Origin of the sequence: Novosphingobium sp., from assembly GCF_965228995.1 — a bacterium.
Classification (GTDB): domain Bacteria; phylum Pseudomonadota; class Alphaproteobacteria; order Sphingomonadales; family Sphingomonadaceae; genus Novosphingobium.
On the sequence record NZ_OZ245852.1, the window covers coordinates 1,279,848 to 1,292,885 of the forward strand.

Annotated in this window: 9 protein-coding genes; 3 read left to right on the top strand and 6 right to left on the bottom strand. The window is 66.6% G+C overall.

The annotated features are described in order from the left end of the window. Window positions 1-86: 86 nt before the first annotated feature. The 3 genes from ACO056_RS05960 to ACO056_RS05970 all read left to right on the top strand — a co-directional run bounded on the left by ACO056_RS05960 (window position 87) and on the right by ACO056_RS05970 (window position 5,755). Window positions 87-2,048, top strand: coding sequence for a flavin-containing monooxygenase (locus ACO056_RS05960; RefSeq protein WP_421853249.1), 1,962 nt, complete (start codon window positions 87-89; stop codon window positions 2,046-2,048). Then, window positions 2,045-3,262, top strand: coding sequence for a serine hydrolase domain-containing protein (locus ACO056_RS05965; RefSeq protein WP_421853252.1), 1,218 nt, complete (start codon window positions 2,045-2,047; stop codon window positions 3,260-3,262). Before ACO056_RS05960 ends, ACO056_RS05965 begins: the two co-directional genes overlap by 4 nt. A gap of 132 nt (window positions 3,263-3,394) precedes the next feature. Beyond that, window positions 3,395-5,755 carry a BTAD domain-containing putative transcriptional regulator gene (locus ACO056_RS05970; RefSeq protein WP_421853255.1) on the top strand — a complete coding sequence of 787 codons (2,361 nt, stop codon included), beginning with the start codon at window positions 3,395-3,397 and terminating at the stop codon, window positions 5,753-5,755. Window positions 5,756-5,762: 7 nt separating this feature from the next. Here the strand turns inward: ACO056_RS05970 and ACO056_RS05975 are convergent, their stop codons facing one another. From ACO056_RS05975 to ACO056_RS06000, 6 genes are read right to left on the bottom strand one after another with little or no spacing between them, the layout of a single operon-like run. Further along, window positions 5,763-6,830 carry a hypothetical protein gene (locus ACO056_RS05975; protein WP_421853258.1) on the bottom strand — a complete coding sequence of 356 codons (1,068 nt, stop codon included), beginning with the start codon at window positions 6,828-6,830 and terminating at the stop codon, window positions 5,763-5,765. Then, a complete protein-coding gene (locus ACO056_RS05980; protein ID WP_421853261.1) occupies window positions 6,827-7,978 on the bottom strand; it encodes a hypothetical protein in 1,152 nt (383 codons plus the stop codon). The genes ACO056_RS05975 and ACO056_RS05980 overlap by 4 nt, the downstream gene beginning before the upstream one ends. Further along, a complete protein-coding gene (locus ACO056_RS05985; protein WP_421853264.1) occupies window positions 7,975-9,039 on the bottom strand; it encodes a saccharopine dehydrogenase NADP-binding domain-containing protein in 1,065 nt (354 codons plus the stop codon). The genes ACO056_RS05980 and ACO056_RS05985 overlap by 4 nt, the downstream gene beginning before the upstream one ends. Then, window positions 9,036-10,055 (bottom strand): polyprenyl synthetase family protein, encoded by a 1,020-nt coding sequence (locus tag ACO056_RS05990; RefSeq protein WP_421853267.1) that lies wholly within the window; start codon window positions 10,053-10,055, stop codon window positions 9,036-9,038. The genes ACO056_RS05985 and ACO056_RS05990 overlap by 4 nt, the downstream gene beginning before the upstream one ends. Further along, window positions 10,055-10,870: a hypothetical protein gene (locus ACO056_RS05995; protein WP_421853270.1), complete on the bottom strand. Its 816-nt coding sequence runs from the start codon at window positions 10,868-10,870 to the stop codon at window positions 10,055-10,057. The genes ACO056_RS05990 and ACO056_RS05995 overlap by 1 nt, the downstream gene beginning before the upstream one ends. Beyond that, entirely contained in the window at window positions 10,857-13,010 is a 2,154-nt protein-coding gene (locus ACO056_RS06000; RefSeq protein WP_421853273.1) for an FAD-dependent oxidoreductase, read from the bottom strand. Before ACO056_RS06000 ends, ACO056_RS05995 begins: the two co-directional genes overlap by 14 nt. Between the last annotated feature and the right edge of the window lie 28 nt (window positions 13,011-13,038).

Consider the following 13,038-nt stretch of genomic DNA (forward strand, 5'->3'; position numbering starts at 1 on the left):
ATTGAAACTGCGTACCTTTTTTATCTACTGGTGCGTAGATACCTGTTCCGCTAGGTAGATGGCAAGTGATAATCAGGGAGAGTGGCTTGACCACGCTGAAATTGGAAAGCCTCGCGCCGGCTGGTGACCCTGTCGATCTGTCCGCGCTCGCCGCCGATCCTGCTGCTTTGCGCGCCGCGCTGGCCGAAGCGGATGCCGCCACGCTGATGCTCGTGCTGGTGCAGCTCACCGGCGATCACGGCCTTCTGGAACGCACGCGGCCGCACATCACCGGGCCGATGAACTACCACGAGACGATGCCCGAGGACCTGCGCGCGGAAATCCGCGAGCGGCTGGCAGACACGCTGCTCGATTACGCGCGGACTGGCCGTCCCCTGCCGCCGCTGCCCGAAGGCGATTTCCTTCAGGACATGCTCTCGACCGCCGTCGGCGAATATGTCAGCGCAGACTATACCGCGATGATGCGCGAGGATCTCGAGGCGGCCCAGCCCGATCCGCGCGGGCTGATCTGGCGCGAGCGCCCGGAGCCTGCCGAGCTCGAAAGCTTCCCGGTGGTGATCATCGGCGCGGGGATGTCTGGCGTCTGCGCGGCGATCCGGCTGGGGCAGGCGGGCATTCCCTTTACGCTGATCGAGAAGAATGCCGCGGTCGGCGGCAGCTGGTACGAAAATTTCTACCCCGGCTGCGGGGTCGATACCCCCAACCACTTCTATTCCTACTCGTTCGAGCTCAACCACGAATGGTCGCACTTCTTCGCCAAGCGCGACGAGCTATGGACCTATTTCGAGCGCGCGACGGACAAGTACGGTATTCGCGAGCATATCCGCTTCGAAACCGAAGTCAGTGCCGCAACGTATGACGCCGCCACCGGCACCTGGGACGTGGCCACCCGCGATGCCTCGGGCGCGGTGTCGCACATCAAGGCGCGTGCGGTGATTTCGGCGGTGGGCGTGCTCAACCGGCCCAAGCTGCCGGATATCGCGGGGCGCGAGACGTTCGCCGGCACCGCGCTCCACACCGCGCAGTGGCAGGAGGGGCTCGACCTCAAAGGCAAGCGCGTGGTGATGATCGGCACTGGTGCTTCGGGCCAGCAAGTCGGCCCGACGATCGCGCCCGATGTGGCGAAACTCACGATCCTGCAGCGTTCGCCGCACTGGGTCGTGCCCAATCCCAATTACTTCGCCGAAGTGTCCGAGGGCATGAAGTGGGTGCTCGCCCACGTGCCCTTTTTCGCGCGGTGGTACCGGTTCCAGCTGTTCTGGGCCTTTGCGGATGGGCTGCACGCCTCGCTGCAAGTCGATCCGGCGTGGGATGATGGCGGCAAGTCGATCAACCAGGTCAATGCGCGCCACCGGCTGTTCATGGAGCGGTATCTCCGTTCCAAGCTTGCGGGCCGCGAAGATCTGATCGCCAAGTGCACGCCGAGCTATCCGCCCTATGGCAAGCGCATCCTTGTCGACAACAACTGGTACGACATGCTGCTCAGGCCCAATGTCGATCTGGTGACGGGCGGGATTGCCAAGATCGTGCCCGAAGGCGTGGTCATGGCCGATGGCACGCTGATCGAAGCCGACGTGATCATCTACGCGACCGGGTTCCAGGCCAGCAAGATGCTCGCCCCCATGACGATCACCGGCGAGGACGGGCGCGATCTGCACCAGCTGTGGGGGCCGGACGACGCGACGGCCTATATCGGTACGATGGTCCCAGGCTTTCCCAATTTCTTCATGCTGATGGGCCCCAACACAGGCCTCGCGCATGGCGGCAATGTCATCTTCATCACCGAATGCCAGATGCGCCTGATCCTCACCGCGCTGCGCGAAGTGCTGGAGCAAGGGGCCAAGGCCATCGACGTGAAGCCCGCGGCACACGATGCCTATGTCGCCGATGTCGATGAACGGCATGCCCGGATGGTCTGGACGCACAAGGGCCTCACCAACTGGTATCGCAACGATGCGGGCCGGGTCTTTGCACTTTTGCCCTATCGGCTGGTCGATTATTGGAAGATGACCAAGACCTTCAAGCCAGAGGATTTTACCCTGACATGAGCCCGATTGCCCTCGAACTGTCCGACGGACGCACGATTGCCGGCCACTGCGATGCCCAGTTCACCGGGGTGCTGGCAGAGTTCCGCCGCAACTTCGAGGAGCGCAAGGAGCAGGGCGCCAGCGTTGCGATCACGCTCGGTGGGCGCACCGTGGTCGATCTGTGGGGCGGGCTCGCGCAGCCTGCAACCGGTGAGGCCTGGGGCCGCGACACGGTCTCGATCGTCTATTCCTGCACCAAGGCAGCGACGGCGCTGTGCCTCCACATGCTGGCCGATCAGGGCAAGGTTTCCTACGATACGCTCGTGGGAGACATCTGGCCGGAGTTTGCGACCCACGGCAAGGAAGCGACCACTGTAGGTATGATGCTGGCGCATACCTCGCCGGTTCCGCATGTCACCGATCCGATCCGGCCAGGCGGGCTTGCCGATTGGGACTATATGACCGCGCGCGTCGCAGCGGAGCCTGCGCACTGGGAGCCGGGTACGCGGCAGGGCTATCACGGTGTGACGTATGCCTGGACGGTGGGGCAACTCGTACGGCTCATCTCCGGCATGCCGATGGGGCAGTTCTTCCGCGAAAACGTGGCGGGGCCGCTCTGCCTCGATTTCCATATCGGTCTGCCTGAAAGCGAGGAACACCGCGTCGCGCCGATGATTGCGGCTGATCCGGCGGAAGTGAACTTCGCCTCGGACTTCTTCCGCAAGGCGATGACGCAGCCGGGGAGCCTGCCCAACCTGTTCCTGACCAATCTCGGCGGCGCAGACTTCAACTCGCGCGAGATACATGCCGCGGAAATCGGCAGCGCCAACGGCATCACCAATGCGCGCGGGCTGGCGGGCATGTATGCCCCGCTGGCGAATGGCGGCGGCGCTCTGCTTTCGGCCGACCGCGTGCACCGCATGGGCCGCGTATCTGCCGCGACTTACAGCGATGCGGTGCTGTGCCAGCCGATGCGCTTTGCCATGGGCTACATGGTGAGCACGGATAATCGCTCCTCGGGCGGCGACAGCCTGATCCTTGGCGAAAGCGCGTTTGGCCATGTCGGCATGGGCGGGAGTGTGGGTTTTGCCGATCCGGCGCAGGGGCTCAGCATGGGCTACACCATGAACCGGATGGGTGCGGGCATTCTCGTCAATGCGCGCGGCCAGTCGCTGATCGATGCGGCTTACCGCGCGGTTGGCATGAGCTCGGACGCAAGCGGGGCGTGGCGGTAGCGGCGCGTACGGCGCGCGGCAAATTCCCGTTCGGGCAAATGTTTCAGAGCCTTGGCGAACAATATGTTGTCGCCAGAAAGACGTGATTTGCGCTAATGTTGCCCAGGTCACAGGGGCGGGCACAAGATTCGCATGGATGCGGTAACCACAGACCTGGGGCGTGAAGCGGCGACTAGTGCCCGTTTCGGCGTCCAGCTCATCGGGCCGTTCCGTCTCGCCGGACCGGACGGATCGGCGTGTCCGATCCAGGGGCGCCGTACACGCGCTCTGCTGGCCACTCTGCTTCTCGCCCCGCAACAGACCATGGGGCGCGAGCGCCTTGCCGGCCTGTTCTGGGGCGATCGCAGCGATGCGCAGGCGCGGGCCAGCTTGCGCCAATGCCTTCTCGAACTGCGCGGCGTGCTGGCGGCGAGCGGCACGCATCCCGATGAGGACCACCTGCTTGCCACGCGTGAGACTGTTGCGCTCGCGCAAGGGGCCTTCGTTTGCGATGTGCTCGCACTGCGCACCGCGCTGGGCGGAGACGATTGGGAAACAGCCGCCAGCCTCGTCGATGCCGCCGGTGCGGCCCCGCTGCTGCAGGATCTCGAATTCGGCGGTGCTTACGGCGAGTGGCTCGATATCACGCGCGCCGAAATCGATGCCCGCATAGCCGACGGCCTCGCCCGCCATATGGCCGCGCGGGAAAGCGCCGGGGATTGGGCCGCGGTCAAGGCACTTGCCACGGCCTGGCTTCGCCGCGATCCGCTGAGCGAACCCGGCGTCGCCGCACTGATCCGGGCCGAAATCGCCACCGGCGCCAGGGCGGCTGCGCATATCCGCTATCAGGCCTTCCGCGATCTGCTCGCCGCCGAAATCGGGGTCGCCCCCGGCCCGCTGGTCGATGCGGCGCTGCGCAGCGAAGCGGGGGCGGAGCCGCTGGTGCTCGCCCCGGCGCATCAGCCAGTGCCGGCCGCAGCTCCTGCGCCGCCGTCCACAACCGGCTCGCTCGTGCTCGCGGTGCTTGCGTTCGACAACCTCTCTTCCGCCGCCGATCTCGCCGATTTCTGCGATGGGGTTTCCGAAGAGATCCAGCGGACCGTGGCGCGCGGCACCGGGATCGCGGTCGTTGCCCGGGCGTCGAGCTTCCAGTTTCGCGGCGCGGACAAGGCCATCGCCAAGGTTTCGGCTGCTCTTGGCGCATCGCATCTGCTCGATGGCGCGGTGCGGCGTAGCGGCAACCGCTTGCGCATCACGGCGGAGCTGGTCGAATGCACCAGCCAGCGCGCAGTGTGGAGCGAGCGGTTCGACGGCGATCTCGAGGACGTCTTCGCGCTGCAGGATTCGATTGCGGAGCAGGTCGCCTCGGCGCTCCAGCTCACACTTCTTCCGCGCACGCCCACCCCCACGCTTGAGCCGGCAACCTACGAACGCTTCCTGCGTGCGCGCGGCCTGCTCGCGGATGGTGACGCGCAGTTCGACAACACCGCAAGCGATGCGGTGCCGCTGCTCGAAGCCGTCACCCGCGATGCGCCGGACCATGCGCCCGCCTGGGAACTTCTCGCGCTGGCCCGCGCGCTGGTGCTGCGCTCGGGGCGCGGTGTGCAGCCCTTTGCACAGGCGCGGGGCGAGGTGCTGTCGGCAGCCGAGACTGCGCTCAAGATCGATCCCCGCCGCGGCGGTGCTTACCGCGCACTCGCCATGCTTGAGCCGTGGGGGCACCACGCCGCGCGTGAGAAGCTGCTGCGCCAGGCGCTTGATGTGACCCCGCGCGATCCCGCCGCGCTGACCGACATGAGCCAGTTCTGCTGGGGCGTCGGGCGATTCCGCGATGCGCTGGCTTATGCGGAAGCAGCCTGCGAGCTCAACCCGCTGATGCCTGCCGCGCGGCTCCACGTGGCGCAGATGCGCGCCTATGTCGGCGATTATGATACCTCGATCAGCATGCTGGAGGAGCTGCATCTGCGTTGGCCGCAGAACGCAGGGATCCTCATGGCCTTGCTCAATTGGGCAGGCTCGCTTGGCTATCCCGAGGTCTACTATCGCAATGTCGGCGCGATCGACGGCTTCAGCGGTTGGCAGGCGCGCGATCTGGCTGCGGTGCGCGCTTATGTCGAGGCGGTGCTGACGAGGGACATGAACGTCAAGCAGGCCCGTGCGGCGCGCTATCGGAGCCTGCTGGAAAGCACCGGCACGATCACGCTGAGCCTGCCCACAGGGCTGGGCTTCATCGGCCTGCCCGATGAAGCGTTCGAGTTGGTGGAGCAGGCCGATTACAGCCATGTGTTCGACCCCGCCGGGCCGACGCCGAGCCTGTTCTACCCCGGTGTGGCGCTCGGCCCGTGGAGCTGCCTGCTCAGCCATCCGCGCTTTGTCCGCGTGTGCCACCGGCTCGGCCTGTGTCGCTACTGGCAGGAAACCGGTCAGTGGCCTGATTGCGCCGCGTGGGTGCCGTTCGATTTCAAGTCTGCCGTCCGCCGCGTTGCGGAATTGGGGCCGGCGCCGGGCGAATAACCTGCAATCAGGGCGTCTGCCCGTAAGTGTGCAGGGTCCGCTCGATCTTGAAGCGGGCGTCGGCGGTATAGGAAATGACCATCGCCACTTCGACCGGCATGTGTTCCATGTTCCAGTTCGTGTCCGGGGAGCCGGGCGCGTTGAGCCGGGGCGGCGGCGTGGTCAGCTGGGACCGCGGATACCGCGTGCGCCGGCCAAACATCGACTGGAACGTTTCCTCCATGCTGTCGGACAACAGGAATTCGACGAGCGTGTCCTTGCCTGAATAGAAGGCGAGATCACGGATATTGCCGTGCTGCGTGCGCGACGAGACGATGGCGCGATAGGCGGCGCGGTCCATGTCGAAGACATCGCGGAACTGGCGCAGCGTGTTCACTTCCATGCCTGCTTCCCCGTTCGGCCCCACTGTGTCGAACCCGCCGGTAAAGACGCCCGCACCAAGCAGGATGTCGACGAAGGCATTGAGGTCGTCGTCGTCCGTCAGCAGCGCGGCGAGGTCTGCGTTGGTCGTGCTGGCTTTCATGCCCATGCGCATGCAGCCGATGCTCTGGCTGCGCGCCTTGGGATCGAACTTTGCCATCCCCTCGATGGCCATGTCGATCCTGAGCTCGCCCGGCGTCTGGCCCTCTTCCATGCTGACGGCCGCCATTTCCATTTCCGTGCCCCAGATCTCGCGCGCGGAAAACATCACGTAGCTGTTGTTGTCGAAGGCGAAGGGCTGGATCCACACCATCTGCGGATCGAGCATCAGGTTATCGGCATTGACGCTGTAGCGCAGCACCGGGAAGGTCCAGTAAAGCTCGGTGTGGCTGACAGTGTCCGGACCGACCTTCTTCTCGTAGATGCTCGACAAAGTGTCGTGCTTCGCCACGCAGAGCAGGCCATACGTCTTGTTCGGGAGCGGCGTGTAGAAATAGGGCGCCTGATCCGGGGCCGGGTCGTTGAACCGGGTCTTGAGGTGCGCCGCGATCAGCTCGCGGTCCACCGCGATGACGAACGACCACATCCGCATGTCGGCCGAGTGCCAGGGCGGGAGCAGCTGATCGGTCGAGAAAGACTCGATGAACGTGGTCATGGCTGCTCCACTCCTTGCCGGGGGCCGAAAAAGCCGCGCAGCGGGCGATACCAGCGCGAAGCGAGGTCGCTGGAGCCCGGCGTGGGCGGCAGGCCGTCATCGCGATCGATGGGAAATTCGCGGATCACCTGCATCGTATCGAAATTGATGTCCGCCATGAACCGGCAGGCCGCAACCGTATTGACTGAAAACGGCAGGCCGGTCGGGTGCTCGGGCACGTCGAGAAACACCTTCAGGATCTGGTGAAAGCTGCCCGAATTGTTGAAGGTCATGTCGACATCGAGCTCGTTGTAGAACTGCACTTCGCGCACCCGGGTATATTGCGCGCGGCAGGTGACGAGCGCCTGATAGACCGCACGGTGCGGGTGCGCCGCATCGCGGTATTGCTTGAGGCCCACCGTGCGCATCGAAGTGGGAATGAGCCCCAGCGAGAAGCTGTCGATGAAGTTGGCCGCGCTCGAAACGCTGCCCATGAACTTCATTGCCTCGCGGCTTTGCAGCAGGCTCGCCATGGTGCGCCGCGGGGGCTGGGTGCCAGCGGTCGTCGGCAGGACGGGCTTGGTATCGATGGTCAGGAATTCCTGCATCGCCTGCCTGGTGCCGGGTTCGTTGTCGGGCCAGCCGGGAAGGCTGATCGAGCCGTGGAAGCTGTCGGGGTACCTGCCCTCGGTGTTGACGATATCGGCAAGCAGCTTGCCCAGCCCCAGCATTTCGCGCCCGCACACGCTCGACATCGGATTGCCCACGCAAATGAACGGTAGCGCCCATTCGACCGTAGTATCGGTGATGAGCCGCGCCGGACCTACACCGTAGCGCACCAGGGGGATCGCCACGAAGACCTCGGTCTGGCTGATCGCGCCGCGATCGGCATAGGGCACTTCGTTGAGCCCCGGGCTCGGCGGGGCCGCGCTGATCATCGTCGGGTAATCGAGAAACAGTACCGATGCGTAAGGCCACGCTGCAAGCGGCCGATAAACATAGCCTCGCGCCGCCTCATCACCGATGTTGAGGTAGCGGTCGCAGTATTCCTGCACTTTCGCCATCGACACGTTGAAGTAGAACGTGTTCACCGTCACGCCGGGGAAGTGGTAGGGCGGCGGCACCTGCTGGCTGGCTGCCGACTGGACATAGGGGACGCGTGTGCTCATGCCGCCGTGCTCCTGTGCTCGGCGGGGAAGCGCGCAGCGCCCGCTTCCACCGCAAAATTTGCTCCAAATGCACCGGCGAGGCTTGAAACCCCCACTGGCGCTGTGCCCGCAAGCACGCGGTGCAGCGCTTCCGCCGCGATCCGCACGCTCGCGCCGTAGCCGTCGAGCGTCTCCATCGTCATGCGCCGCACTCGCCGCCACGGATCGAGCGCCTCCACCACCATGGTGAAGCGCGCGGCTTCGCGCGTCGGCTCGTCCGGGGTGGCGGGCCAAAGCCGCGCCATCGCTCCGCCGGCGAGGTGCCAGGGCGCGGCGCCGCTCAGCGCCATGCCGATCCCGGCGGCGCGGTAGCCTGCCCGCATCGACCAGTGCATCTCGGAGAATATCGCGATGTCGCCCACGCCGGTGAGCGGCCCGGCGGTGACCACGCTGGCCCAATCGGTCGCGGCGGCCTCGGACGGGCCCGCGCCAAAATCGAACATCTGCGTCATGCTGCCCGCCGGGATCATTTCCAGCGCGCCGCCCCGCCGGATTACCGTGCCGGGATCGGCAAGCCCCGCCATCGTCGCGACGCTCCCGCGCGAGACCACTTGCGCCGCCGACACGCCAAGCCGCAGCGCGCGCGTATCGGGCCAGCGCTCCACCGCCGCGAGCAGCAGGCAGTCGGTTGCCGCCGGGGTCAGCGCCGCGCCGGGCAGCACCGCGATCCCCGCCGCACGCGCCTCGGCATCGCGGGCAAGCAGCGCCGCGATCACGCGCCATTCGCCGCCCAGATCGAGGTAGTGCGTTCGGGCCGCCAGGCACGCATCGAGCATTGGCATGGCGGTGGCGGCAAAGGGTCCGGCGGCATGGAGCACGGCGTCGACATCGGCGAGAGCGCCCTCTAGCGCCTTTGGCGCATCGAGCGGAAAAGCCCGCCATTCGAGGCCCAGCGGCTCTGCCACGGCGCGCACCGCCTGCGCGTTGCGGCCAGCGAGGACGAGATCGACTGTGCCGGCCAGCGCCTGTGCGATGGCCCGGCCGGTATAGCCCGAGGCCCCATAGAGCAGCGCGCGGCTCATGCCCGGTCGAACACCCAGCGGACAAGGCTGCCAAGGAACGCGCGCTCCTCCGATGGCGGCATTGCGCCGTAGACTGCGGCAAACTCGTGCTCGGCGGCCCCCGCCATGGCGGCGGCCACGGCGCGGGCGTGGGCGATCGACCCGTGATCGTGCATCAGGCGGGCGAGCCAGAGCACGTCCTCTGGCCCACGCTCCTCGCGCTTCTGGCCAAGGAACGCATCTAGCCGCGCGCATTCAGCCGGATCGCAGGCAGCGCGCACATGGATCAGCATCAGCGTGCGCTTGGCTTCGGCAAGGTCGCCGTTCTGCTCCTTGCCGTAGCCCGGATCCTCCGAGAGGTTGCGCAAGTCGTCTTCGATCTGGAAAGCGAGGCCGAGGAAATAGCCGAAGCGGACCACCATTTCGGGATCGAGCCGCCCGCGCGAGCCGATGATAAGGCCTAGCTGCGCGGGCCATATCATCCCCATCCATGCGGTCTTCTTCAGCGCCATGCGCATGTAGTCCGCCTCGGTGAGGCCGCTGACGTTGCGGTCCCGCCAACCGAGTTCGAGCGCCTGGCCCTCGGCAGTCTGGCGCGCCATCGTCGAGGTCACGTCCATGACCTGCCGGATCACGTGGCTGCCCAGCGGGGTCACCGCATCGATCAGCGGGCCGAACGCGGCAAACAGCAGTGCGTCTCCGGCATTGATCGCGAGCGGCACGCCGTGGAGCGCATGAAGCGTGGGCTTTCCGCGCCTGAGTTCGCTGCCGTCCTGCACATCGTCATGGATCAGCAGGGCGTTGTGGAGCATCTCGATCGCCGCCGCGGCGCGGACCGCTGCCGCAGGTGCCTCGTTGCCGAACACCGCGGCATTGGCGAGGCAGATCGCCGGGCGCAGCATCTTGCCGCCGCGCGCGGGATAATCGGCCAGCATCTCGTCAAGGAACGGAGAAGGCGCACCCGCCGCCAGATAGCGCATGACTTCCGCCCGCGTGGCGGCGCCATAGCGCTGGAGCAGGGCACCCTCGACGGTCATTACGTCAGCTCGATCACCAGCTGGCCGAGCGGAAGCGGCTGGGTGGCGCAATAGACCGCCCCAACATAGACCCCCGCAGGCCGCCCCGGCGGGACCGTGATGGTGACCACCAGCCCTTGCCCGCTGTGGTGGGGATCGAAGGCCACCCCGGTAATCGCCGGTGCGGTCCCTCCCCGCAGGGTAAGCCCATCGCAGGCGAACTGGTGGGCTGCGGTCGGCGTTGCCGGACGGGCCAGCGTGTGGCTGTGCGCAAGGGCGCTGTCATGGCCCTCGATCCGCATGGTCAGCTCGATCTCGTTAGCAGGAGCGGGTGCCGCTGCCGGAGCTGCCTTCGGTGCGGTCGACTCGGCCTTGGGGGGCTGGAACGGGGGAACATGCGTCGTTCCCGGCGGAGGCGGGGTCATCGCGCCATCGGTCTGGCGCAGCAGCGCCTCGCAGATGTCGAACGTCGCGCTGCTGAGCTGGCGCGCCAGGCCTAGCAGGTTGCCCGCCATGTGGCGCACGTCCTCGGGCACATCGCGCACGTTGTAGGCGCCGACGCGGAACTGTTCGGCGGCCTTGCGGCCCTGTGCAACGGTCTCGCTCAGCACGTCATAGGCAGACCGCACCGTGCTCGCGACCGCTTCGTTCACTTTCAGCACATCGGGATCGCGCACCCCGGCCGGGTGCCCGTCCCCATGCGCATGGGTCGCGGCATCGTGAGGGGGCTGCGCAGGCGCGCCGGTGGCACCCTTGCGCAGGGGTGCCGTCCGGGCCGGTTCGGGCCGGGTTACGCGCTGATCGGCCGGCTGGTCGCTGTTCTCAGGGGTGGTCATAGGCGATGATATCCTTGAGGTCCGGCGTACCGGAAATGGCATGGGCGGCCAGCAGTCCCGACATGACCGCCCCTTCGACGCAACCGGAATGGAAGCCGCTGTCGGTCCAGTCTCCGGCGATGGTGAGATTGTCATAAGTCCGGTCGAGCGGCGAGATGCGACTGCGCCAGCTGCCGGGGGTGTGGATCACATAGCGGTCCGAGGGGTTGACGTTGGCACGCCAGTACTGCGTGGCAAAGCGCGCGCGGCCCTGCGGTTCGGGCCCTCCGCTCTCGTCGGCCTTGAGCACGTCCCAGCGGAAGCGCCCTTCCGCGTCATAAGCCCCGGGCCAGATCGCGCGAATCGGGCCTTCGAGGAACCCTTCGGCATTGGCCCGCACTTCGGCATCGCGCGTGGTCTGATAGGTCATGTCCCCATCGGCCGGGGGTTCGGCCGGGTCGGGCAGCACGGCGCAGAAATAGACCGAAGTGGCGGGCGGGCGCTGCCAGCTTTCCTCGGGCACGACGTGCGCCATGTCGCACCAGGTATCGAACGGCTTGGCAAAGGCACCGGTGATGTAAGCTGGGCCCGGCCAGCCAAGCGATTCGAGGTCCTCCTCGAGCCAGAGCTGGAAGGCCTGGCTGGCGACAGTCTTCACATCGCGGCACATCGCCTGCCAGCGCGGATCGCGCGAGACGATCCCGTTCGCGCAGTGCGGCACCGCACCGACACCGACGCCGAGCACCACCATGTCGAAATCGCGGCTCACTTCGAGCACGCATTCACCCTCGCGGCGGCGGTCCCAGTGCGATTCGAGCTTGCGGCCCTCGGCAAGCAGCTCCGCGCCGCGTTCGAGCTGCGCATGATCGGGCGCGGAGGGCCAGCATGGCCGGCCCTGCACATCGACAAGCGGCTGGTATTCCCCGCCGCCCGCAATCCGCGCCTGCACGTCGAAGCGCAGCCGCGCCGCGTGGGTGCCGGCATCATCAAGCTCGATATCCGTCAGGCGGTGGAAGAAGCGGAAATCCACCCCGCGCTCCTTAAGCGCCGTGTAGAGCGGTGCGAACACGACATCGCCCATCCCGGCGCGCATCCGCCACATGAAGGCGCCGCGAAATCCGAAGAACGTCCGCAAGGTACCGCGCAGGCCCTGCCCGGCGGACAGGCTCGGCTTGTCGGGATCGCCGTCCTCGTAGCCCATCGAAAGATCATAGAGCCCGCGCAGGAACGGCGATTGCAATGATCGCAGCGATGCACCGTTCATCCGCATCCATTCGCGGCATTCGTAATCGTCGATCGCATCGAGCCCGCGCGGATCGAACATCACGCCGTAGCGGACGAACCCGGTCACCGTGGCGAGCGTGAGATCGGCGATTTCCCACAGGAAGCGCAGGCGATCATCGGCAAGGAAGCGGTCCTCGATCCACTGGCGCAGCGGCACGGCCACCGCATCCACAGCGCTCATCAGGATCCCCGTCGTGGCCGGGCTGACCGAACGGACCAGCGCCGCCAGTACGCCGAGCACTTCGGCGAGCACCGCGGCCGAGGCGAACAGGCCCATGCGCGCGAGTTCCGCAATCCGCGCGGCAAGCTCGGCAGGGCTGGCGAGGCCCGCTGTCTGCGGGGCATCGAAGCGCGTGACGAGGCCGTGCCCGTCAACCGTGGTATCGAGCACCAGCGCACGCAGCAGGTCAAACGCACCCGCCATGTAGTATTGCAGGCTGAACACCGCATCGGGCGCAAGCGGATCGCCCGGATAACCGGCTCGGGGCGGCATATGCACCTGCCAGCGCTGGAAACCACCCGTCTCGCTTGCGGAGCAGAGCGCGATGTCGTTCTCCGCCGTCCAGGCATCGCGCCAGTCGCCATAGAGGTGACCAAGACCCTTGGCCTCGAGCTCGGCATGGCAGGCGCGCATCATGCGGAAGGCGTTGTCATAGAAGCCGAGCCAGATGTGGAGACCGTGCTCCTCGATCCGCCCGTTCTCGCCGCGGCCCGAAGCGCCCTTGCCGCCCAGCCGCCAGCCTTCCTGATAGAGCGTGACCTTGTAGCGGCCACGGTGCTCCGGCGCGGTCAGCTCCCACGCCGCCGCCATCGAGGCGCAGCCCCCGCCGATAATGGCGACCCTGATGGGCGAATCGAAAGATGCGGTGCCGGTCAAGTAAGCTTCCGCGTGACCTGCATGCAGA

What these genes read in the sequence shown, in the direction of transcription:
- ACO056_RS05980 (WP_421853261.1), bottom strand. Translation starts at nt 7,978, where the DNA reads ATGAGCACACGCGTCCCCTATGTCCAGTCGGCAGCCAGCCAGCAGGTG.
- ACO056_RS05985 (WP_421853264.1), bottom strand. Translation starts at nt 9,039, where the DNA reads ATGAGCCGCGCGCTGCTCTATGGGGCCTCGGGCTATACCGGCCGGGCC.
- ACO056_RS05970 (WP_421853255.1), top strand. Translation starts at nt 3,395, where the DNA reads ATGGATGCGGTAACCACAGACCTGGGGCGTGAAGCGGCGACTAGTGCC.
- ACO056_RS05975 (WP_421853258.1), bottom strand. Translation starts at nt 6,830, where the DNA reads ATGACCACGTTCATCGAGTCTTTCTCGACCGATCAGCTGCTCCCGCCC.
- ACO056_RS05965 (WP_421853252.1), top strand. Translation starts at nt 2,045, where the DNA reads ATGAGCCCGATTGCCCTCGAACTGTCCGACGGACGCACGATTGCCGGC.
- ACO056_RS05995 (WP_421853270.1), bottom strand. Translation starts at nt 10,870, where the DNA reads ATGACCACCCCTGAGAACAGCGACCAGCCGGCCGATCAGCGCGTAACC.
- ACO056_RS05990 (WP_421853267.1), bottom strand. Translation starts at nt 10,055, where the DNA reads ATGACCGTCGAGGGTGCCCTGCTCCAGCGCTATGGCGCCGCCACGCGG.